A 25,420-nucleotide genomic window follows, 5' to 3' on the forward strand; every position below is an offset into this window, starting at 1 on the left:
CTGGCTCAGCGCGAGTAGACGTTGAGGCCGGCGAAAAAGAACGCGATTTCAGCGGCAGCGGTCTCGGGTGCGTCCGAGCCGTGCACGGCGTTGGCGTCGATGCTGTCGGCGAAGTCGGCGCGGATCGTGCCGGCGTCGGCTTTCTTCGGGTCGGTGGCACCCATCAGGTCGCGGTTCTTGGCAATCGCGCCTTCGCCCTCCAAGGCCTGGATCATCACGGGGCCGGAGATCATGAAGTCGACCAGGTCCTTGAAGAAGGGACGGGCCTTGTGCACGGCGTAGAACGCTTCGGCTTCGCCGCGCGACAGGTGGGCCATGCGGGCAGCCACGACCTTCAGGCCAGCGGCTTCAAAACGGGCGTAGATCTGGCCGATCACGTTTTTGGCAACGGCGTCGGGCTTGATGATGGAGAGGGTGCGTTCGATGGCCATGGAAATCCTGAAGTTTTGTGGGTCAATTTGCCGAGGTTTGGGGCACCTCGAAAAGCCCATGATTCTACATTGCCCGTGTCACGCCGCCGTGACGCCCGGGCATGACCCGAACGGGCTCAACGCCCACCGGTGCGACCGCCGCCACCGCCACCGCGGCGGCGTGCACCGCCGGGTGCACTGCCACGACCGGCCTCCTGCTCGCGCCGGCGTTGCAGGGCGTCCTGCCCGATGTAGCCAAACGAGGTCTTCATGGGGTCGGGCTGCGACGCTCCGCCGCCCGGCCCGCGACCACCCGTGCTGGTGCCGGGCTTGGCGCCCCGGCCTTTGCCACCGGGGCCGGTGGGTGCTCCGCCCATGCCGTAGCCGCTGCTGCGCCGGTCGCCAAAGCCAGGACTCTCGCCGCGGCTGCCCGGTGGTTTGCCTTGCGTGCGGCCCGATCGGGGGCCTTGTTTTCCGCGCTGCGCCGGATGGCGGCCACCCGGACGGGGTGGGCGGGCACCCTCCTCGTCTGCCCCGGGCATGCCGGCCGCAGCCGTCAGGCGCGCGATGTCGCGCTCGTCGAGCTCGATCCAGGCGCCGCGCTTGAGGCCGCGCGGCAGCATCATGGCGCCGTAGCGGATGCGGATCAGGCGGCTGACCGCGTGGCCCACGGCTTCGAACATGCGGCGCACCTCGCGGTTGCGCCCTTCACCAATGGTCACGCGGTACCAGCAGTTGGCGCCCTCGCCACCGCCGTCTTCGATGGAGGCGAACTGGGCCATGCCGTCGTCCAGGCGCACGCCGTCGAGCAGGCGCGCCTTCTCGTCGTTCGACAACGCGCCGAGCACCCGCACGGCGTATTCGCGCTGCAGGCCAAAACGCGGGTGCATCAGGCGGTTGGCCAGCTCACCCGAGCTGGTGAGCAGCAATAGGCCTTCGGTGTTCAGATCGAGCCGGCCGACCGACTGCCACTTGCCCTGCATCAGCTTGGGCAGTCGGCGAAACACGGTGGGGCGGTTTTGCGGGTCGTCGTGCGACACCACTTCGCCCGCAGGCTTGTGATAGGCCAGCACGCGGGGTGGTGGCGGCGTCATGCGCACACGCACCGGCTTGCCGTTGACCTTGATCACATCGCCAAACTGGATGCGCTGGCCCACATGGGCCGGCTCGCCATTGACCGAGATGCGGCCCTCCAGGATCAGTTGCTCCATCTCCAGCCGCGAACCCATGCCGGCCTGCGCCAGCACCTTGTGCAGTTTGGGCGATTCGGCCTGGGGCGCCAGCACGCGCTTGGCGGGCAGCGGAAGGTCTTGCTCCTGCTCGGCGTCGAAGGCACCGCTGACCACGTCGTCGAACCGCAGCACCTCGGGCGCGGGCTCCGGGTGGGGCTGCGCTGCCGGGGGCTGAGCCGCGGGCACCTCGGCGGTGGGGTCGAGCTCAGGTGGGTTGGGTGGGGTTTGATCCGGGGTCATGGTCTTCCTGGGTGGACGGTTCCAACAACTGCGGGTCGGAGGGCGGGGAAATCGGGTCGGTGGCCACGGGATCGGCCATCACGAGCAGGTCTGATTCGGGTGCGTCCAGATCGGCGGGATCGGACGGCAGGCTGTTGGCCAGGGATTCGAAGTCGAGGCGGTCCAGCGCGGACTCCTGCACCTCGCTGCCGTCCAGCGGCGGCAAGCGGTCCAGCGAAGCCAGACCCAGGTCGTCCAGAAACTGGCGCGTGGTCGCAAACAGGGCCGGACGGCCCACGGTTTCGCGGTGACCAATAACTTCGATCCAGCCCCGGTCTTCGAGCTGTTTGATGATCAGCGAATTGATGGTGACACCGCGGATGTCCTCCATGTCGCCGCGCGTGACCGGCTGGCGGTAGGCAATGATGGCCAGCGTCTCCATGGCGGCGCGGCTGTAACGCGGCGGCTTTTCGGGGTGCAGGCGGTCCAGGTAGGGCCGCAGTTCGGGTCGGCTCTGGAAGCGCCAACCCGTGGCCACCTGCACCAGCTCCACGCCGCGCCCGGTCCATTCGAGCTGCAGGTCGGCCAGCAGGGTCTTGAGCGTGTCGGCCGACACTTCCATGTCGAACAGCGTGCCGAGCTCACGCACCGACAGCGGCTGGGGCGCGCAGATCAATGCCGTCTCGAGGACACGCTTGGCATCCGTTGTGTTCATGGTGTCTGTCAGTCAAAAACCGGTGGGTGGCCGGGACGGTGCGAAAGGCGAACGGTGCGGTTGAGCCGCGGGCCATGCGGCATGCGGGCGCGACCGTCGGGTCGGGGCGAATCGGCTGGATCCTGCAAAACCCGGGCACGGGCTCTGGGTCGGGCGTTGAAATCGGGTGGCCGGGCGAAGGTCGGGGTGAAGGGTGTTGTGCAAGCCACCCGCGTCGGGTGGTGCTGCTTCAGGCCGCCGGTTCGCTGTCCCAGCTCTGCGCATTGTAATGGAGCCCGCTGGATTCGAGCGCCAGCAGCACGTCCGCCGGCGGCGTGGAGCGAAACAACAAGGGCTGGCCGCTGATGGGGTGCTTGAGCTCCAGGCGCGCCGCGTGCAGCGATTGCCGGGCCATGCCCCACAGCGCGCGCCCGCCGTACAGCGTGTCGCCCACCAGCGGATGACCGAGCCAGGCCATGTGCACCCGGATCTGGTGGGTGCGCCCGGTGTGCAGCTTGCAGGCCACCAGGCTGGCCTGGTCGCTGGTGTCGAGCAGGCGAAAGCTGGTCTGCGCGGTCTTGCTGCTGCCGCCTTCGACCCGCACCACCGCCATGCGCAGGCGGTTGTGCACGTCGCGCCCGATGGGTTGATCCACGTGCTGGTCGCCCAGCCCCTTCCAGCGGCCATGGGCCAATGCCAGGTATTGGCGGCTGACCTCGCGCGCCGCGATGGCGCGCACCAGCGCTTCCACGGCCTGGCGGCTTTTGCCCACCAGCATGAGGCCCGAGGTGTCCTTGTCGAGCCGGTGCACGATGCCCGCGCGCGGCAGGCTGGCTGCACCCACGTGGTGGGCCAGCAGGCCGTTGAGCAAGGTGCCGGTCCAGTTGCCAGCGGCGGGGTGCACCACCAGGCCGGCGGGTTTGTGGATGACGAGCAGGTCAGCGTCTTCAAACACCACGTCCAGGGTCATGGCCTCGGGCACGAAGGCCTGGGCTTGCTGGGTGGGCCGCAGCTCCACGTGCAGTTGGTCACCGGCCGCGATGCGTGCCGACGCTTTGCTCTGGGCCACGCCGCGCACTTCCACGGCACCCTCAGTCAAGAGCTGCTGCAGGTAGGAGCGGGAGAATTCGGGAATCAGCTGGGCCAGCGCGCGGTCGATGCGCCAGCCGTGCATGTCGACCGGCACCGCACAGATGCGCTTTTCCACCTCCAGCGCCCATTCGTCTGTAGCCATTGCTGCGTCTTGGGCCGTGTCTGGTGGCAGACCGTCCGACGCCCCCCCCGTCGATATACTTTGCGCTTTCAATCCGTCGGTCCGTTGTGAAGGTGAGTTTGTTATGTTGACGTTGAGATTATCGGCTCTGACCGCTTGTGCACTGGGCGCCGCGCTCACCCTCAGCGCCTGCGGCAGCACCAAGCCTGTGGACGAAACCGCCAACTGGAGCCCCAACCGGATCTACAGCGAAGCCACTGAAGAGCGCTCGGCCGGCAACTACGAGCGCTCGGTGACCTTGCTCGAAAAGCTCGAAGGCCGCGCCGCCGGCACACCGCTGGCGCAGCAGGCCCAGCTCGACAAGGCCTACACCCACTACAAGGCCAGCGAGCCGGCCCAGGCGCTGGCCGCCATCGACCGCTTCCAGAAGCTCCACCCGGCCAGCCCGGCCATGGACTACGCGCTCTACCTCAAAGGCCTGGTGAACTTCAACGACAACCTCGGCCTGTTCGGCGCCATTGCGCGCCAGGACCTGTCCGAGCGCGACCAGAAGGCCGCCAAGGAATCGTTTGAAGCGTTCCGCGAGCTCAGCACCCGCTTCCCCGACTCGCGCTACACACCCGACGCCCGCCTGCGCATGACCTACATCGTGAACTCGCTGGCGCAGTACGAAGTGCATGTGGCCCGCTACTACCTCAGCCGCGGCGCACATGTGGCGGCCATCAACCGCGCGCAGACCGCGTTGAACGAGTACACCGACGCGCCCGCGCTGGAAGAAGCCTTGTTCATCATGGTGCGTTCCTACGACGCACTGGGCATGACCCAGTTGCGCGACGACGCGCGCCGGGTGATGCAGACCAACTACCCCCGGAGTGAGTACTTGAGCCAGGGCTTCAAGAGCAAGGACGATCCCTGGTGGAAGATCTGGTGAGCACCAGCGCGTCCAGCGCTGCGCTCATGTCTGCCTCGTCCACCACACGGCGCATGGGTGGCAGGCTGGCCAGCAACGCAAGGCCGTAGCTGCGGGTGAGCAGGCGGCGGTCGCCGATCACCAGCACACCGCTGTCGGTTTCGGTTCGAATCAAACGGCCTGCACCCTGCTTCAAGGCCATGGCGGCCTCGGGCAGGTAGCCATCGCCAAACGCGTTCAAACCCTGCGCTTCCAGGCGCGCGGCGCGCGCAGCGGTCAAGGGATCGTCGGGCGACGGAAACGGCAGCTTGTCGATCACGAGCAGTTGCAGCGCGTCACCGGCCAGGTCCACCCCTTCCCAGAACGACGCCGAGGCCACCAGGACGGCGCCGTTCGGCGTTGACGCGGCCGCCCTGAACCTTGCCAGCAGCGCTGCACGCGACATGCGCCCCTGGGCCAGCACCAGCATCGGTGCACAACGGCCCTGCAGCACCTGTTCGTTCAGAGCCTCGGCCATGCGAGCCACCGCGCGCAATGTGGTGGTGAGCACCAGGGTGCGACCCCCGAGTCGGGTAGCCCACTGCGCCACCCGCGCCGCCAGTTCCGGTGTGTGCGCGGCGTCTGACGGCTCGGGCAGGTCGTGCGGCACATGGAGCGATGCTTGCTCGCCATGGTCGAACGGACTGGCCACCCGCAGGGTGCGCACCGTGGGGTGGTCGGCCAGCCCCAGGCCGCGGGTGAACCAGCCCAGTGTGTCGTCGTGGCCGAGCGTGGCCGAGGCAAAGATCCAGCTTCGGGCGCCCGGCTCGGCGTCCTGCACCAGGCGGCTGAAGCGGGAGGCGCTATCCAGCGGCGCGCGCACCATGCGCCAGGAGCGCTCGGCGCCCCACTCCATCCAGCGCACGCTGGTGGCGTCCATGGGGCTTGCGCCGCCCGGCGCCAAGTGGCTCCAGGTGCTTTGCAGCGCCTTGATGCGGTCGAGCAGGCGTGCGAGTTCGGCAGCGCTCTGCGCGGTGGCCGACACCGCCTCCAGCGCGGCCGTCAACGCCTGGTCAAGGCCAGTGACCGCCCGCAGCCAGGCGGCCGGGTCCAGGCCATCGGGTGTGGCGTCGGCCCACGCGCTGCGGCTTTGGGTGCCCGCCTCGCGGGCCAGCGAGCCCACGGCACGGCAGGCTTGCTCCAGACAGAGGGCTAGGTGCGCCCAGGGCCGCAGTCCGCGGGCACGGGCGTTGCCCAGCACACCGAGTTCACGCGCGAGATCATGCAAATGGTCCGAGGTGACGGACTGCGACAACAGCTGCACGCCGGTGTCGTTGAGCTGGTGCGCTTCGTCCAGCACCACCACGCCGGTCTCGGGCAGCCAGTCCACGGCTTCGGTTTCGCGAATGACCTCGTCGGCAAAAAAGAGGTGGTGGTTGATCACCACCCAGTCGGCTTCGCGCGCCTGGCGGCGGGCCAGGTTGACGAGGCATTGCGCAGCCTGCGGACACGTGGTGCCCACGCAGTTGTGGCGGGTGGACGTGATCAGGGGGCGCAGCGGCGAGCGTTCGTCCAGGCCGTCCAGCTCACCCACGTCGCCGCTGCGGGTGAGGCGCGCCCAGCGCTGCACCTGTTCCAGCCCGGCGGCCACCGCCGGGTCGCGCTGCGCGGACGACCCCACCGTTCTGGCCAGCTCCAGCCGGTGCAGGCACAGGTAGCTGGATCGCCCCTTGAGCAGGGCCGCGCGCACCGGCAGGCCCAGCGCGCGCGACACGGCCGGAATGTCGCGCGTGAACAATTGGTCTTGCAGGGCTTGTGTGGCCGTGGACAGCAGCGCGCGCTGCCCGCTCAGCAGCACCGGCACGAGGTAGGCAAAGGTCTTGCCCACACCGGTGCCAGCTTCCACCGCGAGGTGCTCGCCCGACTGCAAGGCCTGCGCCACGGCCAGCGCCATGTCCAGCTGTCCCGGCCGGGGACGAAGGCCGGGGCGCGACGCCGAGAGAGGGCCGTCTGCGGCAAAGGCAGCCGCCACGCCCTGGACCAGATCAACCACGCCAGCGGCGTGCAAAGGCGCACGGGCGGTGGGGTACCGCAGGAACATAACTGGATACCATTGCGTGCAACGAACGGCACCCGAACAACGATTGATTCATATGTCCAAAGGCTACCGCATCCAGGCGTCCACCGGCATCCACCGGGGTGACCGCGACTACCAGCAAGACCAGGTGTGCCTGCTGAACCACCCGCGCCACAGCAGCTGCATGCTGGCCGTGCTGGCCGACGGCATGGGCGGGCGCAGCGGGGGTCGCAAGGCGTCAGATCAAGTGATGCTCACGGCACGCCAGCTGTTCGAGCGCTACGACCCGGAAACCGACGACGCGTCTGCTCTGCTGCGCCAGATCGTGGAAGAGTCGCACCTGGTGATCAAGCTCACCGCCGTGTCGGCCGAGCAGGAACCACACAGCACCATCGCCGCCTTCCTGATCGACCCCGACGGCGAGAGCCACTGGGTGCACGCCGGTGATTCGCGGGTTTACCACTTCCGCAACGGCCGCATGGTATTCCGGACCATGGACCATTCGTATGTGCAGACCCTGGTCAACCAGGGCGAGCTCAGCGAGCAGGACGCGCTGGACCACCCGCACGCCAACATCCTCATGGGTTGCCTGGGCACCGAAAACGACCCGCCGGTGGACCTGCATGTGGTGCCGCAGCTCACCCCCGGCGAAGCGCTGATGGCGTGCAGCGACGGCGTGTGGCACTACTTCACACCCGAAGAGCTGGCGAGCACCATCGCCATGCTGTCGCCGCGCGAGGCTTGCGAGTTTTTGCTTCAGAAGGCGCGCACGAGGGCCAAAGGAGCCGGCGACAACCTGTCGATCGTGATCGTGAAGCTGGAACCCCTCAGTTAGTCCTTTGCCCCAACCGGTCAAGTCAGACCGGTGTCCACCACCCGGTGCTCCAGCGCCAGAAATTCTTCGGACTGCATCTCGCTCAAACGCGAGACCGTGCGCGGGAATTCGTGCGACATCGGGCCTTCGAGATAGAGCTCATCGGGCTGGACGGCCGCCGACATCACCAGCTTGACGCGGCGGTCGTAGAGCACGTCGATCAACCACGTGAAGCGCCGTGCTTCCGACGCCTGGCGCACCTGCATCTGCGGCACGTTGGACAGCATCACCGTGTGGAACTGGGTGGCGATTTCCAGGTAATCGTTCTGCGAACGCGGCCCGCCGCACAGGGTGCGGAAATCGAACCAGATCACACCACCGGCTCGACGCACGGCCCTGATCTGGCGCGACTCGATCTGCATCACCGGGTCCTGGTCACCCGCCTCGGCCAGTTCGTTGAACGTGGCTTCCATCGACGCATCGGCCTCTGGCCCCAGCGGGCAGTGGTAGAGCTCGATGTGGTTGAGCGTGCGCTGGCGGTAGTCGGTGCCGTTGTCCACACTCAGCACCTCCAGCCGCTCTTTCAGCAACTCGATGGCGGGCAGGATGCGGTCGCGGTGCAAGCCATCGGGGTACAGGCCGTCGGGGTGGAAGTTGGACGTGGTGACGAAGCCCACGCCGGCCTTGAACAAGGCGTCCAGCAGCCGGTGCAGGATCATGGCGTCGGTCACATCGGCCACGTGGAACTCGTCAAAGCAGATCAGCTTGTAGCGCTTGGCGATGCGCAGGCCCAGCTCGTCGAGCGGGTTCACCGTGCCCTGCAGTTCGCGCAATTCGCGGTGCACCTCGCGCATGAACTCGTGGAAGTGCAGGCGCGTCTTGCGTTTCAAGGGCACCGCGTTGAAGAAGCAATCCATCAGGAAGCTCTTGCCCCGGCCCACGCCTCCGAACATGTACACGCCGCGCGGAATCTCGGGCTTGATGAAGAGCTTCTTGAGGGAATTGGAGCGGCGCTGCTTGTACACCGCCCATTCGGAGGCGCACCGCTCCAGCGCGTCAATGGCACGCTGCTGGGCGGGGTCGGTGGTGTAGCCGCGCTCCTTGAGTGCGGCTTCGTAGGTGCTGCGAACGCTCAAAACTGTTGACCGTGCACGTTCAGAAGTTCAGCGTGCGCTTGTCCACCGCGAGCGCGGCTTCTTTCGTCGCCTCCGACAGCGAGGGGTGCGCGTGGCAGATGCGCGCGATGTCTTCGGCACTGGCCTTGAACTCCATGGCCACCACGGCCTCGGCGATCAGCTCGCTGGCCTGCGGGCCGACGATGTGCACGCCCAGGATCTCGTCGGACACCGCGTCGGCCAGGAACTTGACCATGCCGGTGGTGTCGCCGAGTGCACGCGCGCGGCCGTTGGCCAGGAACGGGAAGGTGCCGGCCTTGTACGCGGCGCCACGCGCCTTGAGCTGCTGCTCGGTCTCGCCCACCCACGCGATCTCGGGGCTGGTGTAGATCACCCAAGGGATGGTGTTGAAGTTCACGTGCCCGTGCTGGCCGGCGATGCGCTCGGCCACGGCCACGCCCTCTTCTTCCGCCTTGTGCGCGAGCATGGGGCCACGCACCACGTCGCCCACCGCCCACACACCCTTGAGGTTGGTGCGGCACTCGGCGTCGACCACGATGGCGCCGCGCTCGTCGAGCTGCAGGCCCACCGCTTCGACGTTGAGGCCGATGGTGTTGGGCACACGGCCGATGGAGACGATGAGCTTGTCGGCGTCCAGCGACTGGGCTTCGCCCTTGGCGTTGGTGTAGGCCACGCTCACGCCTTTTTTGGTCGTCTTGATCTCGCCGACCTTCACGCCCAGCTCGATCTTCAGGCCTTGTTTGTCGAAAGCCTTCTTCGCTTCCTTGGCGATCTGCTCGTCCACCGCTCCCAGGAACGTGGGCAGGCCTTCGAGAATGGTCACGTCGGAACCCAGCCGGCGCCAGACCGACCCCATTTCCAGACCGATCACACCGGAGCCGATCAACACCATCTTCTTGGGCACGGCGCCCAGGCGCAGCGCGCCGTCGTTGGACAGCACCGTCTCTTCGTCGAACGGCGTGCCGGGCAAGGCGCGTGCGTTGGAGCCCGTGGCCACGATGATCTGGCGCGCGGTCAGCAGCTCTTCCTTGGCACCCGTGACCTGGATCTCGTAGCCGGCTTCCACCGCCTTGGCGAACGAACCCCGGCCGTGGAAGAAGCTGATCTTGTTCTTCTTGAACAGGTACAGGATGCCGTCGTTGTTCTGTTTCACCACGGTGTCTTTGCGGCCGATCATCTTGGCGATGTCGATCTTGACGTTGGTCGCGGTGATGCCGTGGTCGGCGAAGTGGTGGTTGGCGTGGTCGAAGTGTTCCGAGGACTGCAGCAGCGCCTTGGACGGGATGCAACCGACGTTGGTGCAGGTGCCGCCCGGGGCCGGGCCACCGGCAGCGTTTTTCCACTCGTCGATGCAGGCGACCTTGAAACCGAGTTGGGCTGCGCGGATGGCGGCGATGTAGCCACCGGGGCCACCGCCAATGACGACAACGTCAAATGTTTGGGACATGTTGTGCTTTCAATGAGGTTCTTCAAAGCCCGGAAGGAACGTCATCACAGGAACGCGACGCCACAACTTCCAGAAATCCCGCGGAACCGGCTTTGCCGGGCCGCAGGGATTGCCCCCTTGAGGGGGGATTCGGCTACACGAAGTGAGCAAGAAAGGGGGTAAATCCGATCTCTTCAGATGTCGAAGAGCAGACGGGCCGGGTCTTCCAGCGCCTCTTTCATGGCCACCAGGCCCAGCACGGCTTCGCGGCCGTCGATGATGCGGTGGTCGTAGGACATGGCGAAGTAGTTCATGGGGCGAACGACGACCTGGCCGTTTTCCACCATGGCGCGGTCCTTGGTGGCGTGCACGCCCAGGATGGCCGACTGCGGCGGGTTGATGATGGGGGTGGACATCATCGAGCCGAAGGTGCCGCCGTTGGAAATGGAGAACGTGCCCCCGGTCATTTCGTCGATGCCCAGCTTGCCGTCCTTGGCTTTCTGGCCGTACTCGGCGATCTTCTTCTCGATGTCGGCGAAGCTCATCTGGTCGGCGTTGCGCAGGATGGGCACCACCAGGCCGCGCGGCGAACCCACCGCGATGCCGATGTCGAAGAAGCCGTGGTACACGATGTCGTTGCCGTCCACCGAGGCGTTGAGGATGGGGTACTTCTTGAGCGCGTGCACCGCGGCCTTGACGAAGAAGCTCATGAAGCCGAGCTTGACGCCGTGTTCCTTCTCGAACTTCTCCTGGAACTTCTTGCGCATTTCCATGACCGGGGCCATGTTGATCTCGTTGAAGGTGGTCAGGATGGCGTTGGTCGACTGCGACTGCAGCAGACGCTCGGCCACGCGGGCGCGCAGGCGGGTCATGGGCACGCGCTCTTGCGGGCGGTCACCCAGGTCGGGTGCGACCACGGGCACCTGCGGCAGCACCTTGGCGGGTGCGCCGGTCGGGATCGCCACGGGCGCGGCCACGGCGGCAGGCTTGGGTGCGGCCACGGCCGACAACACGTCGCCCTTGGTCACGCGGCCGTCTTTGCCGGTGCCGGGCACCGAGCCCGACGCCAGGTTGTTGTCGGCCATGAGCTTGGCGGCGGCGGGCATGGCCACGCCGGCTTTGCTGGTGGACGCGACGGCTGCTGCTGCTGCGGCAGGCGCCGGAGCAGCAGCTGGCGCAGCTGCAGCGGCGGGTGCGGGAGCACCGGCCACAGCGGCCGTGTCGATGCGCGCAATCAACTGCTCGGCCGCCACGGTGGCGCCGTCGGCCTGGAGGATTTCAACCAGCACGCCGGCCGAGGGAGCCGGCACTTCGAGCACGACCTTGTCGGTCTCGATTTCGATCAGGATCTCGTCGACCGACACCGCGTCACCGACTTTTTTCTTCCACTGCAGCATGGTGGCTTCGGCCACCGATTCGGAGAGCTGCGGAACTTTGACTTCTACGATTGCCATGTTTCTTCTACCTGTTTGTTTCGGACTGCGCTGTGCCAGCCAGCCCGGGATGAGTCATCCACGGGCGAGGCGGCGCGAGCGGCTTACTTGGTGAGGATGTAGCCCTTGAGCTTGCCGAAGGCGGCGTCGATCAGGTTCTTCTGCTGTTCCTGGTGCAGGTGCGAATAACCCACCGCCGGCGAGGCCGACGCAGCGCGCCCGGCGTAGCCGAGCTTCTGACCATCCAACATGTTCTCGTGGATGTAGTGCTGCACGAAGAACCAGGCGCCCTGGTTTTGCGGCTCGTCCTGGCACCACACGATGTCGGTGGCGTTGGGGTACTTGCGCAGCTCGGCACCAAACACCTTGTGCGGGAACGGGTAGAGCTGTTCGACGCGCAGGATGGCCACGTCGTCGGACTCGCGCTCCTCGCGCTTCTTGACCAGGTCGTAGTACACCTTGCCCGAGCAGCAGATGACGCGCTTGACCTTGTCCGCCTTCTTCGCCACGTCGGCGTTCTGGTCGGGGATCACGGTCTGGAAACCACCTTTGGTGAACTCGGACAGCGGCGAGGTCGCGTCCTTGTTGCGCAGGAGCGACTTGGGCGTGAAGATGATCAGCGGCTTGCGCAGCCCGCGGATCATCTGGCGGCGCAGCACATGGAAGATCTGGCTGGCCGTGGTCGGCTGCACGATCTGCATGTTGGTGTCGGCGGCCATCTGCATGAAGCGCTCCAGGCGCGCCGAACTGTGCTCCGGGCCCTGGCCTTCGTAGCCGTGCGGCAGCATCAGCGTGATGCCGTTGACGCGGCCCCACTTCACTTCGCCAGACGCGATGAACTGGTCGATCACCACCTGGGCACCGTTGACGAAATCGCCGAACTGCGCTTCCCAGATCACCAGCGTGTTCGGGTCGTTCGAGGCGTAGCCGTACTCGAAGGCCAGCACCGCTTCTTCGGACAGGATCGAGTCGATCACCACAAACGGGGCCTGGTTGTCGGCCACATTCTGCAGCGGCACATAAGTGCCCTCGTCGAACTTCTCGCGGTTCTGGTCGTGAATCACGGCGTGGCGGTGCGTGAACGTGCCACGGCCGCAGTCTTCACCCGACAGGCGCACCGGGAAGCCGCTGGCCACCAAGGATGCAAACGCCATGTGCTCGCCCATGCCCCAGTCCACCGGAATCTCGCCACGGCCCATGGCCGCACGGTCGGCGTACACCTTCTTCACCAACTGGTGCGGCGAAATGGTGTCGGGGATCGAGGTGAGGCGTTCCGAGAGGCGCTTCCACTCGGCCATGGGAATGGCTGAGTCGGAGCTGTCGGTCCACTTCTTGTTGAGGTAGGGGCTCCAGTCGACCGCGAACTTGCTCTTGAAGTTGGTCAGCACCGGGTCCACCGTGTGGCGGCCGTCGTCGAGGGCGGCGCGGTAGGCCTTGGCCATGTCCTCACCAAGGGTCTCGCCCAGGCCTTGGGCTGCCAGCTTGTCGGCGTACAGCTTGCGCGTGCCGGGGTGGGACGCGATCTTCTTGTACATCAGCGGCTGGGTCAGGCTCGGGGTGTCCTGCTCGTTGTGGCCGAGCTTGCGGAAGCACACGATATCGACCACCACGTCCTTCTGGAAGGCCATGCGGAATTCGAGCGCGAGCTGGGTGGCGTACACCACGGCTTCCGGATCGTCTCCGTTCACGTGCAACACCGGCGACTCGATCATCTTGACGACGTCGGAGCAGTACAGCGTGGAGCGGCTGTCGCGCGGGTCGGAGGTGGTGAAACCGATCTGGTTGTTGATCACCAGGTGCACCGTGCCGCCGGTGGAATAACCACGTGTTTCGGCCAGCGCCAGGGTTTCCATGACCACACCCTGGCCGGCAAAGGCCGCATCGCCGTGCACCAGCACCGGCAGCACCTGCTTGCCCAGCGGATCGCCACGGCGGTCCATGCGGGCGCGCACCGAGCCTTCAACCACGGGGTTGACGATTTCCAGGTGCGAGGGGTTGAAGGCCAGCGAAAGGTGAACCGGCCCGCCGGGGGTGGTCACGTCGGAGCTGAAGCCCTGGTGGTATTTCACGTCGCCGGAAGGCAGGTCTTCGGGCGCGGTGTGGTCGAACTCGGCGAACAGGTCCTTCGGCATCTTGCCCAGGGTGTTCACCAGCACGTTCAGACGACCGCGGTGGGCCATGCCGATCACGATCTCCTGGATGCCGACCTGGCCCGCCTGGCGGATCAGTTCGTCCATGGACGCGATGAAGCTCTCACCACCTTCGAGCGAGAAGCGCTTCTGGCCCACGTATTTCGTGTGCAGGAAACGCTCGAGGCCTTCGGCCGCGGTCAGGCGGTCGAGGATGTGTTTTTTCTTCTCGGCGTTGTAGGCCGGCTTGGAGCGCGTGCTCTCCAGGCGCTCCTGCCACCAGCGCTTCTGGCTCTGGTCGGTGATGTACATGTACTCGGCACCGATGGAGCCGCAGTAGGTTTCACGCAGGGCATTGAGCAACTCGCGCAGGGACATCGTCTCCTTGCCGAAGAAGGTGTTGCTCGTGTTGAAGATCGTTTCCAGATCGGCGTCGGCAAAGCCGTAGAACGCCAGATCGAGCTCGGGAATGTTGTCTCGTTCGGCGCGCTTGAGCGGGTCGAGGTCGGCCCAGCGGGCGCCCACGTTGCGGTAAGCCGCAATCAGCTGCTGGACGGCGACGCGTTTGCGGCCCAGATCGGAGTCGGCGCCAGCCGCGATGACGACCTTGGTGCCGCCCTGCTTGGCGCGGTCGGCAAAGGCGTTGATGACGGGTTGGTGCGGAACGTCGCGGGCATCAGAGCCGTCGCCGGCGGGCACGTTCTGGAGTGCGTCGAAATAACCACGCCAGTTGTCCGGCACGCTGCCGGGGTTGGCGAGGTAGTTCTCGTACATCTCTTCCACGTACGGCGCGTTGCCGCCGAAGAGGTACGAGTTGGTCTTGTAGGCAACATAGACGTTGCCCCCATTGGCTTGGGAATCGCTCATAAATCCGCTGACCTCCGTTTCCCTGCAGGAAACATTAGCTGGTTAGAAAAACCTTCCGCTGCACGGCTGAACCGTTATGCGGATGCGACAGTGACTGTGGAAGGACCTGACTGCAACCCGGGATTGTGCCACCACGGGCTGCGCGTGAGAAAAAAGTTTGACGACAGCGCGGTGACGTCAGGATGTCACGCGGGGCGACAAGCGCTCCGACGGCGGCACGGCGCTGGGTTCGTCGATCTCGATCGCGATCTGCGTGCAGACCGTGCGGCACAACATCACCGCCTTCTCGCTCTGCACCCGGTAGATCACCTGCGTGCCCTCCTTGCGCTTGGCCAGCACGCCCGAGCGGTAGAGCAGGTTCAGGTGCTGCGAGAGGTTGGGCTGGGTGGTGTCGATTTCCTGCAGCAGCTGCGAAACCGACTTTTCACGGTCACACAATGCGCTGAGGATGCGCAGGCGCATGGGCGTGGCCAGCACACCAAAGAGCTCGGCGGCGAGCTCAAAAACCCGTACCCGTTCCACTTGGCCTTCGGATTCGATCATCTTGTCCATGGCACCCATCGCTCGTGTGAATATAAGCATGAATCATACTTAGAAAGCACCGAAACGGCCATGCGCCCGGCTTCTCAGACCGGGCGCGTTCGGGCACCTCAGGCCACCAGATCCCTGATCTGTTGCAACGCGGCCGGATCGTCCATGGTGGTCAGGTCGCCCGGGTCGCGGCCCTCGCACACCGCCTGGATCGCCCGGCGCAGCAGCTTGCCGCTGCGTGTCTTGGGCAGCACCGAGACAAACCGCACCCGGGCAGGGCGCGCCACGGCGCCCAGTTGTTCGTCCACCAGTTTCATCACCTCACCTTCAAGCTTCAACCGGGAGGCGTCGTCGGTCAGGGTGGACGCGTCCTTGACCACGGCAAACGCCATGGCCACCTGGCCTTTGAGCTGGTCGGCCACGCCGACCACCGCCACCTCGGCGACGCGCGGATGGCTGGAAATGCTTTCTTCGATCTCACGCGTGCCCAGGCGGTGGCCCGCCACGTTGATCACGTCGTCGGTGCGGCCCAGGATGAAGAAGTAACCGTCCTCGTCCTTGATGCCCCAGTCGAAGGTGCTGTAGACCAGCTTGCTTGGCACGCTGGACCAGTAGGTCTTGACGAAACGTTCGTCGTCGCGCCACACGGTCTGCATGCAGCCGGGCGGCAAGGGGCCTTCAATGGCGACCACCCCTTTTTGCCCGGGCTCGGTGAGCTCGGCGCCGGTCTGATCGTCGAGCAGCTTGACGTTGTAGCCGTACACCGCACGCCCGGGTGAGCCGAACTTGCTGTTGGCTGGCTCGACGCCGTTGCACAGGGACAAGATCGGCCAGCCCGTTTCGGTCTGCCAGTAATTGTCGATGATGGGTTTGCCCAGCGCGTCGGCGATCCATTGCGCAGTGGGTTCGTCCAGCGGCTCGCCGGCGAGAAACAAGGCCTTCAAGCTGGAGAGGTCATGGTTCTTGATGAACGAAGCGTCGTACTTCTTGAGCACGCGCACGGCGGTGGGCGCGCTGAACATGACGCCGACCTTGTACTTCTCGACCAGGTGCCACCAGATGCCGGCGTCCGGGCGGATCGGCAGGCCCTCGTACATGATGGTGGCCATGCCGGCGATCAGCGGGCCGTAGACGATGTAGCTGTGGCCCACCACCCAGCCGATGTCGCTGGTGGAAAAGTAGGTTTCACCCGGTTCGCCCATGAACACATGCTTCATGCTGGCCGCCAGTGCCACGGCGTAGCCGCCCGTGTCGCGCTGCACGCCCTTGGGTTTGCCGGTGGTGCCGCTGGTGTAGAGCGTGTAACTCGGGTGGGTGGAGTCCACCCATTCGCAGGGCACCACGGTGTCCAGGTGCTGCTCGCGCACGCTGGCGTAGTCCACGTCGCGCCCGGCGGTGAGCTTCATCGGCGCCAGCCCGCGGTTGACCATCACCACCTGGGCCGGCTTGTGGCTTGAGAGGCGGATGGCCTCATCCAGCAGCGGCTTGTACTCCACCACCTTGCCGCCGCGCGAGCCGGCGTCGGCACTCACGACGACGACAGGCGAGGCGTCTTCGATGCGGCTGGCCAGCGAGTGGCTGGCAAAACCGCCGAACACCACCGAGTGGATGGCACCGATGCGCGCGCAGGCCAGCATGGCAAAGGTGGCTTCCGCAATCATGGGCATGTAGATCAGCACGCGCTCGCCCTTCTTCACCCCCAGGCTGAGCAAGACCGCGGCCATGCGCTGCACCTCGGCGTGCAGTTCGCGAAAGCTGTAGATGCGCTCCACGTCGGTTTCGGTGGAAACGAAGATCAGCGCGTTCTGGTCGGGCCGGTCTTTCAGGTGCCGGTCCACCGCGTTGTGGCACAGGTTGGTGAGCCCGCCTTCGAACCAGCGCGCAAACGGCGGGTTGTCGTGGTTGCAGACGCGGTCAAACGGCTTTTTCCAGTCCACCAGGGCAGCCTGTTCGGTCCAGAAGGCGTCGCGGTCTTCGATGGAACGGCGGTAGAACTCGGCGTAGCCCTGGGTTTGGCTCATGGATGTCTCCTGCTGGCGTGGTGGTGGTCTGCACTCAAATTGAATTCATAATTATGAGCAGCCTGCTTGCGACAGGCTGACATGCGCCGGGAAACCCTGCGCATGCCTCACTGGCGTTATTTGATGAGGGCCTGCACGTCGCGAAACAGCGGGTGTTCAGCGGTGCGCAGCCATTCGAAGGCTACCATTTCGGTGGTCACCAGCTCGGCGCCGGCGCTGGCCAGCCGGTCAAAGGCGGCGTCGCGGTTGCGCTCGGTGCGCGAACCGCAGGCGTCTGTGACCACCCACACATCGAGTTCCTGCTCGATCAGCTCCAGCGCGGTCTGCAGCAGGCACACGTGGGCTTCGCACCCGGCCAACACCACGGTCTGGCGCTCGGCGGCCGGCGCGGCGGCAGGCTTCTGCAGGTGCTTGGGCAGGCTGCGCGCGTTGCCTCCGCCCTGGGCCGGGCGGGCGGGCGGGCGCAACCAGTCACCCAGGCCGTCGGACACCGCACCAAAGTGCATCTTGGCCAAGGTTTTGCGGCACAGCTCGCGCAGTTCCGGCGGGTTGGGCCCCAGTTTTTCCGGGTTCTGTTCGGTGCCCCAGATCGGCACCTCCATCAACCGGGCCATGCGGGCCAGGCGCACAGCGTTTGCAAGCACCTGGGGGCCCTCGAAAATAGCGGGCATCAGGCGGGCCTGGTAGTCCACCAGCACCAGTTGGGAGTCGTCAGCGTCCAGCAGCATGCGTGTCTTTCGTGTGTCGTTCAGGGAATCGGAATGCCCGATTTTCGCAGCGCGGATGGCTCCCAACCGAGCCAGCCGGTCAAAGCCCGAACAAATCCTGCTGGTCCAGCACACGCGACGTGGCTGGTGCCCCTGGGCTGAGGCGCGTCACCAACTGCTCCACATAGGTCTCGAACAACGACTCCGCCGACTGCCCGAACAGCCGGATGCGCCCGGTGTGTTGCAACAACAGCAAGCCCACGCCGTGCGCGAACAGCGCGGTGTTCTCCCGCAATGCAGCATCGGGCGACAGGCCCATGGACTGCAGCGCCGCTTCGCATGGGCGCAACGCATCCTGCAGGCGGCCGTTGAGTTGCTGGTTGAGTTCGCTGGTCAAGCCTCGCGGCGCCAACCCCTGCACGAGGTAGAAGCCCAGATCCAGATCGCGCGGGTTGCGGGCATAAAACCCGAACCAGGCCTGCGCCTTGGCCGCCAGGGTCAGCTGAGGCTGCAACTTGAATGTGCGAGCGGCCGCCACCTCGGCATTGAGCCGCTCCAGCGATTCGGCCAGCAAGGCGGCGTAAATCGCCTCCTTGCTGTCGAAGTAGCTGTAGATCGCCCCCGGCGTGTAGCCAGCGCGACGTGCGATTTCACGAATGCTGGCGCCCTCCACGCCTTTCTCGGCGAACACGCTGCGCGCGGCGTCGAGCACCAAAGCACGGCGGGTGTCCGACATGGCCAGCTGCCGCTGCTGGCGTTGCTGCTGCTGGCGCTCCATCGCCTCCTGGTCGGCGGCCGACAGGACAGGGGTGAGTTCGTGCAACTGGACTTCCATGGTGGCAGTTTAGCCGCCGATATCAACATGGCTCAAAGTTTTGAACAATTGCATATAAATTTGAACAGTGTTCAAATCTTTGCTGCAAGCACAAACGATCGCAGTCCGTTCAATTTACTGACCCACGCTCAACGCCATGAACACCACAGACAACGCCCCCATGCTCATGAGCGCCCAGGATTACCGGGATTCCTTGCGCCGCTACAAGCCCCGCGTGTTCGTGGACGGGCGGCAGGTCGACAGCGTGGCCGATGAGCGCGCGTTTCAGCCAGGCATCAATGCCGTGGGCCTGACCTACGACTTCGCCTTGCAAGCCCGGTACGCCCCGCTCATGACGGCGGTGCAGCACACCAGCGGGCGCACGGTCAACCGGCTCAGCCACCTGAACACCAGCAGCGGCGATCTGCTCAACAAGCTCGAAGCCGTGCGCCTGATCTGCCAGGAAACCGGCTGCGCCCAGCGTTACCTCACCCACGACGCGGTCAACGCGATCGCCCAGGTCAGCGCGCGCATCGACGACGCGCATGGCACCACCGAACACACCGACCGTTTCCACCACTACCTGCACCGCATCCAGGACCAGGACCTGACCCTGGGCGTGGCGATGACGGACGCCAAGGGCGACCGCAGCCGGCGACCGCACGAGCAAGCCAATGTGGACAGCTACGTGCACGTGGTCGAGCGCAACGCCATCCACAACGGTGTGCGCGGCATCGTCATCAGCGGCACCAAAGCCATCGTCACCGGCGCACCCTACATGCACGAACTCCTGGTCATGCCCTGCCGCAACATGGGCCGCGAAGACGCCGACTTCGCGGTCTGCTGCGCCGTGCCCGTTGACGCGCCCGGCTTGACCATCGTCGCCCGCCCCGCCGGGCGGCCGGGTGACAAACTCGAACACGGCGACGCGCTGTTCAGCCGCAAGTACGGCCAGAGCACCGGCGTCTGCATCTTCGAACGCGTTTTCGTGCCTTGGGACAACGTGTTCTTCGCCGGTGAATGGGAGCACTCCGGCCACCTCACCTACAGCTACGCCACACACCACCGCCAGACCTGCATCGCGGCCCGCGCGGGTTTCGGCGACCTGCTCATCGGCGCCGGTGCGCTCATGTGCGAGGCCAACGGGTTCGACCCGGGGCGCGAGAGCCACTTGCGCGAACAGATGGTGGAACTGATCACCATCACCGAGGGCTTTTACGCCTGTGGTGTGGCTGCCAGCGTGTACGGCAAGGCGGACGAGCACAGCCAGACCTTCATGCCCGACCCGGTCTTCGCCAACATCGGCAAGCTGCTGCTGGCCACCAAGATCTACGACATGCACCGGATCGCCCACTACGTCAGCGGCGGGCTCATCGTCACCCTGCCCGGCCCGGACGAAGACCACAACCCCGAGACCGGCGCGAAGCTCAGCGAGGTGTTGCGTGCCAACCCAGACATTCCCTACGAACAGCGCATCGAGACCGCGCGCTTCATCGAAGACCTGACCGCGGGCTACCAGGGCGGTTGGTACAGCGTGATCAGCCTGCACGGCGGCGGCTCACCGGCCGCCATGAAGCAAGAGATCTGGCGCAACTATCCCGTGGGCAACAAGGTCGAGCTGGTCGAGCGGCTGCTGGAACGCGGCATCGCCGCCGATGGAAGCCCGAGCGCGGCCCCGCACGACCCGGCACGCGCCATCACCAAGAACCGCCAACCCGGCAAATGCTGCGACACCGGTTGCACCACGCCGGGCCAGCCGGTCATGGTCGATCTGCCGACAGTGCAGGACACGTTGCCTTCGCGCCGATCCAGCTGAAGGTCGATTTGACGGATGGGCGGTACAAAATCCAACAAAATCAAAGGTTTGCAGGGTATTTCTCGCTTGACTTCACGGGGTATCGCCGATACCCTGCGGGCCATGCGTCGAATCCTCCCTGTCCTCATGCTCAGCCTCGCAGCCGCGGCCCATGCCGCGCCTCCCGACGCCGCCTTTGAAGACATGGACGCGTTGCTGGCCGACAAAGGCCTGATGTCCCGCTTGGGCAGCCAGATCCAGCATGCGCGCGACAGCGTGAGCGAGCAGGCGTCCAGCCTGGTGATCAATGCCATGGCCTTCCTGGGTGTTCCCTACAAATACGGCGGCAACACGGTGGAAACCGGCTTTGATTGCAGCGGCTTCGTGCGCGCCGTCTACGAACAATCCCTGGGGAAAATCCTGCCGCGCCGTTCCGACGAGCAGGCGGCCGCCACGGAAGTGATCGACCGCAGCGAGCTCAAACCCGGCGACCTGGTGTTTTTCAACACCATGCGCCGCGCGTTCAGCCACGTGGGCATTTATGTGGGTGACGGCAAGTTCATCCACTCGCCCCGCGCCGGCTCGCATGTGCGCATGGAAGACATGCGCATGGCTTACTGGAACACCCGTTTCAACGGCGCGCGCCGTGTGGTTCCAGTTGCAGACGGAACGACAAGCAGCCCGCGCGCGCCCTGACCAGCGACAAGGCATTGGCCCTGGCTGAACAGGCCACCGGTGCGCCTCAATCCCCCACTTCGATCACAACGTCAGCCCCGTGCTGCCCCGCGCGTAGGCTGCCCGAGCGATGGTCCCGGCATTTGCACAGCGAGACACTGGCGGTCCTTTCTCTACCGACCAGGGACCCTTCGATGTACGCCCAATTTCAGTACGACTCCACCCAGTTGCTGCTCAAACCTGTATTGCTCACGAACCTGCTTGACAACGCACTGAAGCCCGAACAACAACAAGCGAGAGCAGCATGCATCGAGCGCGTGCGGGAAGCCACCCTTCCCAACCCTGAGGAAGGCAAGCTGCTGGAGGCGCTGGCGACAACCTTGCCGCGCACCATGGCAGACATCGAGTTCGCGCTCTACATGTTGATGGCGCACCTTCGGAGTCCGGAGCGCACGGAGCGTGAAGGAAAAATTCACAACATCGTGGCACCTGCCTTCGTCGGCATCCCCAAAAGTCCCGTGCTCGACGCATGCACCAACGCCCTGAAAGTGTTGGGCCGTCTAACTCCAAACAGCATGCTTGATGCGCATTTGCGCACTTGCCTGATGTCTGCGCACATGGCGGCCAGCGCCCAGAAGGATCCCGTTTGGATGGAATACGCCAAGACGTTCAAGGGTTGGATCAGCGACGCGTGCAAACGCATGAATCTCCCGATCGGCTCCGCCGCCTACATGCTCATGCTCCAGACCGTGTTGACCCAGCCGGTGGGCATGCAGCAGGGCATCAACAATTGGTTGATCCAGGCAGGCAATCACAACTTGGGAGCGCTGATCACCGAAAGCACGAAGGTCACGGGTCTGGAAGCCGATCGGGCAGATGCGTTGATTCAGATACTGATCGACGGTCTGTCGGATCCGGATGCCGCCAAGACGCCCGCCAACATCGCCGCGATCGTCGCCGCAAACATCAACACCTTGCGCGCAGAGATCGCTGAGCGGGAGAAACAGATGCTCCTGGAAACGGTCGCCGCGATGCAGCGTGGCGTGCCGTTTGGCCCCAACGTGATCGAGATCAAGCCGACCGCTTGAGGCGGTCGGCCTGGTCAATCAGCGCCGCGCAGGCGGTACGTCGGTGCACGAACCGTGCGCAATCTCGGCAGCCATGCCGATGCTCTCGCCCAGCGTGGGGTGCGGGTGAATCGTCTTGCCGATGTCCACCGCGTCCGCGCCCATCTCGATGGCCAGCGCGATCTCGCCGATCATGTCGCCCGCGTGCGTGCCCACCATGCCGCCGCCCAGGATCTTGCCGTGGCCATGGGCCTCGGGTGAATCGTCGAACAGCAGCTTGGTCACGCCCTCGTCGCGCCCGTTGGCAATCGCGCGGCCAGAAGCCGTCCACGGGAACAGGCCCTTCTTGACCTTGATGCCCTGCGCCTTGGCCTGGTCTTCGGTGAGGCCCACCCACGCCACCTCGGGGTCGGTGTAGGCCACGCTGGGAATCACGCGGGCGTTGAACGCGGCGCTGGCCAGTTCCTGGTTGCCTTGCAGTTCACCCGCGATCACCTCGGCCGCCACGTGCGCCTCGTGCACCGCCTTGTGCGCCAGCATGGGCTGGCCCACGATGTCGCCGATGGCGAAGATGTGTGGCACGTTGGTGCGCATCTGGATGTCGACGTTGATGAAGCCCCGATCCGTCACCGCCACGCCGGCCTTCTCGGCCGCGATCTTCTTGCCGTTGGGTGTGCGGCCCACGGCCTGCAGCACCAGGTCGTAGACCTGTGGTGCGGGCGCCGTGCCGCCCTCTTCGGCCGCCGCAAACGTCACCTCGATCCCTTCGGGTGTGGCTTTGGCCCCCACCGTCTTGGTCTTGAGCATGATGTTGTCGAAGCGTTTGGCGTTCATCTTCTGCCAGATCTTCACCAGGTCACGGTCGGCGCCCTGCATGAGCCCGTCCATCATCTCCACCACGTCCAGGCGCGCGCCCAGCGTGCTGTAGACCGTGCCCATCTCCAGGCCGATGATGCCGCCGCCCAGAATCAGCATGCGCTTGGGCACTTCTTTGAGCGCGAGTGCACCGGTGGAGTCCACCACGCGCGGGTCTTCGGGCATGAAGGGCAAGCGCACGGCTTGTGAACCCGCTGCGATGATGGCCTTCTTGAACGCGATCACCTGCTTCTTGCCCGTTTTTTCCTGCGCAGTTCCGCTGGTTTCTTCCACTTCCAGGTGGTTGGCACCCACGAACGCGCCGTAGCCGCGCACGGTCGTGACCTTGCGCATCTTGGCCATGGCGGCCAGCCCGCCGGTGAGTTTGCCGATGACCTTTTCCTTGTGGCCACGCAGCTTGTCGATGTTGACCACCGGCCGGCCGAAGTCAACGCCCAGATCGGCCATGTGGCTGACCTCGTCCATCACGGCGGCCACGTGCAAGAGCGCCTTGGACGGGATGCAGCCCACGTTCAGGCACACGCCACCCAGCGTGGCGTAACGTTCGACCAGGATGACCTTGAGGCCGAGGTCGGCGGCGCGGAAGGCCGCGCTGTAGCCACCGGGGCCACCGCCGAGCACCAGAACATCGCAGTCGAGGTCTGCGGCGCCGGCGAAGGAGGCAGCGGCGGCCAGAGCAGGGGAGGCCCCCACCCTGCCCTCCCCCAGCGGGGGAGGGTTCGAAGACACAGCCGGCGCGGGGGTCTGGCTCCCTCCCCCGCTGGGGGAGGGTTGGGGTGGGGGCGCTGCGGCAGCCCCAGCCGCCTCCAACGTCAACACCACACTGCCCTGCTTGACCTTGTCGCCCAGCTTGACTTTGAGCTCTTTCACCACGCCCGCAGCGCTGGACGGAATCTCCATCGAAGCCTTGTCGGACTCCACCGTGATCAGGCTTTGTTCAGCTTTCACCGTGTCGCCGGGTTTGACCAGCAGTTCGATCACCGCCACTTCGTCGAAGTCGCCAATGTCGGGCACTTGAATTTCAATGATGGCCATCGTCATTCCTTAAAGAAGAACGCGACGGAAGTCGCCGAGGATCTGGCCGAGGTACGCGTTGAAGCGGGCCGCCGCTGCGCCGTCGATCACGCGGTGGTCCCAGGTCAGCGAGAGCGGCAGCATGAGGCGCGGCACAAAGGCCTTGCCGTCCCACACCGGCTCCATGTTGCTCTTGCAGACGCCGAGGATGGCGACCTCAGGCGCGTTGATGATGGGCGTGAAGTACCGCCCGCCAATGCCGCCCAGGCTGGAGATCGTGAAGGTCGCACCGCTCATTTCGGCCGGGCTCAGCTTGCCTTCGCGCGCCTTCTTGGCGAGTTCGCCCATTTCCTGGCTGATCTGCAGCACGCCTTTTTTGTCGGCGTCCTTGATCACCGGGACCATCAGGCCGTTGGGCGTGTCGGCCGCAAAACCGATGTGCCAGAACTGCTTGTAAACCAGCGCGTCACCGTCGAGCGAGCTGTTGAACTCGGGGAATTTCTTGAGCGCGGCCACGCAGGCCTTGATCAGGAAGGCCAGCATGGTCACCTTCACGCCGCTCTTCTCGTTCTCCTTGTTGGTGGAGACGCGGAAGGCTTCGAGGTCGGTGATGTCGGCGTCGTCGAAATTGGTGACGGCCGGGATCATCACAGCGTTGCGCAGCAGGTTGGCGCCGCTGATCTTCTTGATGCGGCCCATCTCCTTGCGCTCGATCGGACCGAACTTGGCGAAGTCCACCTTGGGCCAGGGGATCAGGCCCAGCTCGGAGCCACCACCGCCGGTGGACGCTGGAGCCTTGGCCGCTTGCGCGGTGGTCTGCACCGCACCGGCCATCACGGATTTCGTGAACGACTGGATGTCTTCGGCGGTGATGCGGCCCTTGAGGCCCGAGCCTTTGACCTCGGCCAGCGGCACGCCAAGTTCGCGAGCGAACTTGCGCACCGACGGTGAAGCGTGCGGCAGGCCGACGGGGGCCGCGGCAGTGGGGTTGTGGGGTGCTGGTGCTGCGACCGCCTCCGTTCGCCCTGAGCTTGTCGAAGGGCTCGCCTGACCTGAATTCCGATCGTCCTGAGCTTGTCGAAGGGCAGGCTCAGCCCGAACGGATGGGGCGGCGGTAGACGCCACAGACCCCTCCAGAATCGCCAGCAAGTCCCCGATGTTGACCGTGTCACCGACCTTGACCTTGAGTTCCTTGAGCACACCGGCGTGCGACGACGGAATCTCCATCGACGCCTTGTCGGACTCCACCGTGATCAGGCTTTGCTCCAGCGCGATCTTGTCGCCGGGTTTGACCAGCACCTCGATCACCGCGACGTCCTTGAAATCGCCGATGTCGGGCACGTGAATTTCGATCGGACCGCTTGGTGCAACCTCCGTTCGC

The 25,420-nt window shown here is 65.4% G+C and carries 20 protein-coding genes; 5 read left to right on the plus strand and 15 right to left on the minus strand.

The features are described from left to right. Window positions 1–5: 5 nt before the first annotated feature. The 4 genes from ndk to ACN4F8_RS20215 form a co-directional block, all read right to left on the minus strand. A complete protein-coding gene (ndk, locus tag ACN4F8_RS20200) occupies window positions 6–431 on the minus strand; it encodes a nucleoside-diphosphate kinase (RefSeq protein ID WP_056277714.1) in 426 nt (141 codons plus the stop codon). A 116-nt stretch (window positions 432–547) separates the two neighbouring features. Next, a complete protein-coding gene (locus ACN4F8_RS20205) occupies window positions 548–1,882 on the minus strand; it encodes a pseudouridine synthase (protein ID WP_419475208.1) in 1,335 nt (444 codons plus the stop codon). Beyond that, window positions 1,848–2,576 (minus strand): SMC-Scp complex subunit ScpB, encoded by a 729-nt coding sequence (gene scpB / locus ACN4F8_RS20210; protein ID WP_419475209.1) that lies wholly within the window; start codon window positions 2,574–2,576, stop codon window positions 1,848–1,850. The genes ACN4F8_RS20205 and scpB overlap by 35 nt, the downstream gene beginning before the upstream one ends. A 229-nt stretch (window positions 2,577–2,805) precedes the next feature. Beyond that, entirely contained in the window at window positions 2,806–3,789 is a 984-nt protein-coding gene (locus ACN4F8_RS20215) for an RluA family pseudouridine synthase (protein WP_419475210.1), read from the minus strand. 103 nt (window positions 3,790–3,892) lie between these two features. On the opposite strand from ACN4F8_RS20215, the gene ACN4F8_RS20220 reads away from it, so the two are divergent. Beyond that, window positions 3,893–4,699 (plus strand): outer membrane protein assembly factor BamD, encoded by an 807-nt coding sequence (locus ACN4F8_RS20220; RefSeq protein WP_419475211.1) that lies wholly within the window; start codon window positions 3,893–3,895, stop codon window positions 4,697–4,699. On the opposite strand, the gene ACN4F8_RS20225 is transcribed toward ACN4F8_RS20220, so the two are convergent. Then, a complete protein-coding gene (locus ACN4F8_RS20225; protein WP_419475212.1) occupies window positions 4,662–6,758 on the minus strand; it encodes an ATP-dependent DNA helicase in 2,097 nt (698 codons plus the stop codon). The two genes, ACN4F8_RS20220 and ACN4F8_RS20225, sit on opposite strands and share 38 nt — an antisense overlap. Before the next feature lie 52 nt (window positions 6,759–6,810). Here ACN4F8_RS20225 and ACN4F8_RS20230 point away from each other — a divergent pair, with 52 nt between their 5' ends. Further along, window positions 6,811–7,569 (plus strand): PP2C family protein-serine/threonine phosphatase, encoded by a 759-nt coding sequence (locus tag ACN4F8_RS20230; RefSeq protein ID WP_419475213.1) that lies wholly within the window; start codon window positions 6,811–6,813, stop codon window positions 7,567–7,569. A gap of 17 nt (window positions 7,570–7,586) precedes the next feature. Here the strand turns inward: ACN4F8_RS20230 and zapE are convergent, their stop codons facing one another. From zapE to ACN4F8_RS20270, 8 genes are all read right to left on the minus strand, one after another. Then, window positions 7,587–8,684 (minus strand): cell division protein ZapE, encoded by a 1,098-nt coding sequence (zapE, locus tag ACN4F8_RS20235; protein ID WP_419475214.1) that lies wholly within the window; start codon window positions 8,682–8,684, stop codon window positions 7,587–7,589. Window positions 8,685–8,703: 19 nt separating this feature from the next. After that, a complete protein-coding gene (lpdA, locus tag ACN4F8_RS20240) occupies window positions 8,704–10,131 on the minus strand; it encodes a dihydrolipoyl dehydrogenase (RefSeq protein WP_419475215.1) in 1,428 nt (475 codons plus the stop codon). Between the two features lie 173 nt (window positions 10,132–10,304). Then, window positions 10,305–11,564 (minus strand): 2-oxoglutarate dehydrogenase complex dihydrolipoyllysine-residue succinyltransferase, encoded by a 1,260-nt coding sequence (gene odhB / locus ACN4F8_RS20245; protein ID WP_419475216.1) that lies wholly within the window; start codon window positions 11,562–11,564, stop codon window positions 10,305–10,307. 83 nt (window positions 11,565–11,647) lie between these two features. Beyond that, window positions 11,648–14,539: a 2-oxoglutarate dehydrogenase E1 component gene (locus tag ACN4F8_RS20250; protein ID WP_419475217.1), complete on the minus strand. Its 2,892-nt coding sequence runs from the start codon at window positions 14,537–14,539 to the stop codon at window positions 11,648–11,650. A gap of 177 nt (window positions 14,540–14,716) precedes the next feature. Continuing rightward, complete coding sequence (locus ACN4F8_RS20255; protein WP_069048894.1) at window positions 14,717–15,091, minus strand: ArsR/SmtB family transcription factor; 375 nt, start codon at window positions 15,089–15,091, stop codon at window positions 14,717–14,719. Between the two features lie 98 nt (window positions 15,092–15,189). Continuing rightward, complete coding sequence (locus ACN4F8_RS20260) at window positions 15,190–17,136, minus strand: propionate--CoA ligase (protein ID WP_419475227.1); 1,947 nt, start codon at window positions 17,134–17,136, stop codon at window positions 15,190–15,192. A gap of 71 nt (window positions 17,137–17,207) precedes the next feature. Then, window positions 17,208–17,819: an isochorismatase family protein gene (locus tag ACN4F8_RS20265; protein WP_419475218.1), complete on the minus strand. Its 612-nt coding sequence runs from the start codon at window positions 17,817–17,819 to the stop codon at window positions 17,208–17,210. Between the two features lie 79 nt (window positions 17,820–17,898). Further along, on the minus strand, window positions 17,899–18,633 hold the full coding sequence (locus ACN4F8_RS20270; protein ID WP_419475219.1) for a TetR/AcrR family transcriptional regulator: 735 nt from the start codon (window positions 18,631–18,633) through the stop codon (window positions 17,899–17,901). Window positions 18,634–18,769: 136 nt separating this feature from the next. On the opposite strand from ACN4F8_RS20270, the gene ACN4F8_RS20275 reads away from it, so the two are divergent. From ACN4F8_RS20275 to ACN4F8_RS20285, 3 genes are all read left to right on the plus strand, one after another. Next, window positions 18,770–20,428: a 4-hydroxyphenylacetate 3-hydroxylase family protein gene (locus ACN4F8_RS20275; protein WP_419475220.1), complete on the plus strand. Its 1,659-nt coding sequence runs from the start codon at window positions 18,770–18,772 to the stop codon at window positions 20,426–20,428. A gap of 126 nt (window positions 20,429–20,554) precedes the next feature. Next, window positions 20,555–21,103: a C40 family peptidase gene (locus tag ACN4F8_RS20280; protein WP_419475221.1), complete on the plus strand. Its 549-nt coding sequence runs from the start codon at window positions 20,555–20,557 to the stop codon at window positions 21,101–21,103. A 173-nt stretch (window positions 21,104–21,276) separates the two neighbouring features. Next, window positions 21,277–22,170 carry a hypothetical protein gene (locus tag ACN4F8_RS20285; protein ID WP_419475222.1) on the plus strand — a complete coding sequence of 298 codons (894 nt, stop codon included), beginning with the start codon at window positions 21,277–21,279 and terminating at the stop codon, window positions 22,168–22,170. An 18-nt stretch (window positions 22,171–22,188) separates the two neighbouring features. On the opposite strand, the gene lpdA (ACN4F8_RS20290) is transcribed toward ACN4F8_RS20285, so the two are convergent. Continuing rightward, window positions 22,189–24,060 (minus strand): dihydrolipoyl dehydrogenase, encoded by a 1,872-nt coding sequence (lpdA, locus tag ACN4F8_RS20290; protein ID WP_419475223.1) that lies wholly within the window; start codon window positions 24,058–24,060, stop codon window positions 22,189–22,191. Between the two features lie 9 nt (window positions 24,061–24,069). Beyond that, window positions 24,070–25,420: dihydrolipoyllysine-residue acetyltransferase (gene aceF, locus ACN4F8_RS20295; protein ID WP_419475224.1), on the minus strand; the 1,351-nt coding region annotated here is incomplete at its 5' end.

The organism is Hydrogenophaga sp. (assembly GCF_048549895.1).
GTDB lineage: Bacteria > Pseudomonadota > Gammaproteobacteria > Burkholderiales > Burkholderiaceae_C > Hydrogenophaga.